Origin of the sequence: Paraburkholderia sp. RL17-381-BIF-C, from assembly GCF_046026435.1 — a bacterium.
GTDB lineage: Bacteria > Pseudomonadota > Gammaproteobacteria > Burkholderiales > Burkholderiaceae > Paraburkholderia.
Genome location: NZ_JARESX010000161.1, coordinates 1 through 2,917, shown reverse-complemented (window position 1 = coordinate 2,917; position 2,917 = coordinate 1). Strand labels below are relative to the sequence as shown.

Here is a 2,917-nt window from a genome sequence, read left to right as displayed (position 1 = left end):
GCGTATTGGCGATCAATACATCGAATGGTGATTTTCTTCGAGCGCTGCCGCAGTCACCTTGCCGCGCATCACGCGATACACCCAGCTCGTATAGATCAGGATGATCGGCAGGAACACGATCACGGCGATCAGCATGATCTGCAACGTCATGCGGCTCGAGGTCGAATCCCACACGGTGAGGCTGCTGCGGCCGTCGAGCGAGGAGGGCATGATGAACGGAAACATCGAGAAGCCCGCCGTGAGGATCACGCCGATGATCATCAGCGAGGTCGACAGGAACGCGCTCTTTTCAAAGCGCGAACGCGCGAGCAACGCGGCCAGCACGCCGCCCACCAGGCCGGCTACGGGTGCGGCCACCATCCACGGATAGGTGGCGTAGTTGGTGAGCCACAGGCCCGGTGCGCCGATCACGCTCTTCAGCAGCGGATTGGCGACCGTATCGAGCGGCGCTGCGTCGACCAGCTGATAGCCGCCGATCATCGTGGCGATCAGCGCGCCGGCAATCAGGAACAGCACCACGGCCGCGAACGACGCGATGCGCAGCGCAAGCGACGCGCGCTCGGCCACGATATCGTCCGCTTTCATCTTCACGAAGGCGGCGCCGTGCGCGGCCAGCATCGACACGCTCACGAGCCCGCACAGCACCGCGAACGGGTTGAGCAGCGCGAAGAAACCGCCGTGATAGGTGACGCGCAGGTCGGTGTCGAACGAGAACGGCACGCCTTGCAGCAGGTTGCCGAATGCGACGCCGAACACCAGCGCCGGCACGAAGCCGCCGACGAACAGCGCCCAGTCCCACGCACTGCGCCAGCGCGGGTCTTCGCGCTTGCTGCGGTAGTCGAAGCCGACCGGCCGGAAGAACAGCGAGAACAGCACCAGCAGCATCGCGAAGTAAAACCCGGAGAACGAGGCCGCGTACACCAGCGGCCACGCGGCGAACATCGCGCCGCCGGCGGTGATGAGCCACACCTGATTGCCTTCCCAGGTCGCGCCCACCGTATTGACGACAATGCGCCGCTCGGCGTCGGTCCTGCCGATGAAGGGCAGCAGGATCGCCGCGCCCATGTCGAAGCCGTCGGTGAGCGCAAAGCCGATCAGCAGCACGCCGATCAGCACCCACCAGATGAGTTTGAGGCTTGCATAATCCATGATGATCTTTTCCCTTGAAACTCGGTGGCGGCGAATCAGGCGACCGTGTTGGTCGGCAACGGCTGGTTCAGCGGCTGATTCGGCGGCTGTTGTTCATGGTGGTAACGGCCCGTATGCAGCGACGAGGGACCGAGCCGCGCGTACTTGAACATCAGCATGATCTCAATGATGAACAGCACCGTGTAGAACACCACGAAGCCCCCGATACTCAGATACAGGTCGCCTGCCGTCAGGCTCGAGGCCGACAGGCTGGTGGGCAGAATGCCCGCGATGGTCCACGGCTGGCGGCCCACTTCCGCGACAATCCAGCCGAATTCCGCCGCGAGCCACGGCAGCGGAATCGCCCACACGGCCCAGCGCAGGAACCAGCGGCGTTTCTCCAGCAGCAGCGAGCGCTGCGCGCAGAACCAGAACGCCAGCACGAAGGTGGCGAGGAACAGGATGCCGAGGCCCACCATCAGGCGGAACGAGAAGAACACGGGCGCCACCGGCGGGATCGTTTTCTTTGCGGCCTGGGTGATCTGGTCGGGCGTGGCGTCGGTGACGTTCGCGGTGAACTGCTTGAGCATCAGGCCGTAGCCGAGGTCCTGCTTGTGCGCGTCGAAGGCGGCTTTGGCTTCGTCGGTGACGTCGCCCTGTTTCAGCTTCTGCAGCGCGGCGTAGGCGAGCATGCCGTTCCTGATGCGCGCCTCGTTGCGCACCATCAGGTCCTTCAGGCCGACCACGGGTTCGTCGAGTGAGCGCGTGGCGATCAGGCCGAGCGCGTAGGGAACCCGGATCGCGTAGTCGGTACGTTCTTCCTTCTGGTTCGGTATCCCGATGATCGTAAACGGTGCTGGCGCAGGCGCGGTTTCCCATTCGGATTCGATCGCGGCCAGCTTGACCTGCTGGACTTCGCCGGTGCGGTAGCCGGATTCGTCGCCGAGCACGATCACGCACAGCGTGGAGGCGAGGCCGAAGCCGGCGGCGATCGCGAACGAGCGCAGCGCGAATTCGGTGTCGCGGCGCTTGAGCAGATACCACGACGACACGCCGAGCACGAACATCGAGGCCGTCACGTAGCCCGCCGAGACAGTGTGCACGAACTTGACCTGCGCGACCGGATTGAACAGCACGGAGAAGATGCTGTCGAGCTCCATGCGCATGGTCTGGTAGTTGAAGGTGGCGCCGACCGGATTGTTCATCCAGCCGTTGGCCACCAGAATCCACAGCGCCGAGAGGTTCGAGCCGAGCGCGACGAGGAACGTGACGCCCACGTGCTGGACCTTCGAGAGGCGCTTCCAGCCAAAGAAGAACAGGCCGACGAAGGTGGACTCGAGGAAGAACGCCATCAGGCCTTCGACGGCGAGCGGCACGCCGAAAATATCGCCCACGTAATGCGAGTAGTACGACCAGTTGGTGCCGAACTGGAATTCGAGCGTGAGGCCGGTGGTGACGCCCATGGCAAAGTTGATGCCGAACAGCTTGCCCCAGAACTGGGTCATGTCCTTGTAGATCTGCTTGCCGGTCATCACGTAGACGGATTCCATGATGACGAGCAGCCAGGACAGGCCGAGCGTGAGCGGCACGAACAGGAAGTGATAGAGCGCCGTGATGGCGAACTGGAGGCGCGACAGTTCTACGACTTCGCTAACGGGCATGTTGATCACCTTGGGACGGATGCGAGGCAGGCACGGACAGCAGCGCCTGCGCGACTTGCTCAGGCGGGAGCGACATGTGCTCTGCCTGTGGATGGTTGAAGAACGCGTATTTGAGCGCCATCAGCAGT

Annotated in this window: 3 protein-coding genes; all 3 read right to left on the bottom strand. The window is 63.4% G+C overall.

Annotated elements, in window-relative coordinates:
- Positions 1-12 precede the first annotated feature (12 nt).
- Positions 13-1,149 carry a cytochrome d ubiquinol oxidase subunit II gene (gene cydB, locus P0D70_RS36325; RefSeq protein WP_091796840.1) on the bottom strand — a complete coding sequence of 379 codons (1,137 nt, stop codon included), beginning with the start codon at positions 1,147-1,149 and terminating at the stop codon, positions 13-15.
- 35 nt (positions 1,150-1,184) lie between these two features.
- The gene (locus tag P0D70_RS36320; protein ID WP_091793600.1) at positions 1,185-2,789 is read right to left on the bottom strand and encodes a cytochrome ubiquinol oxidase subunit I; all 1,605 of its coding nucleotides are present in this window, start codon (positions 2,787-2,789) and stop codon (positions 1,185-1,187) included.
- The coding region (gene cydP, locus P0D70_RS36315; RefSeq protein WP_408188069.1) for a cytochrome oxidase putative small subunit CydP at positions 2,779-2,917 on the bottom strand (139 nt) is incomplete at its 5' end. The genes P0D70_RS36320 and cydP, both read right to left, overlap by 11 nt.

Excerpts from the sequence above, each read along its gene's own strand:
- P0D70_RS36320 (WP_091793600.1), bottom strand. The coding sequence starts at position 2,789 with ATGCCCGTTAGCGAAGTCGTAGAACTGTCGCGCCTCCAGTTCGCCATC.
- cydB (WP_091796840.1), bottom strand. The coding sequence starts at position 1,149 with ATGGATTATGCAAGCCTCAAACTCATCTGGTGGGTGCTGATCGGCGTG.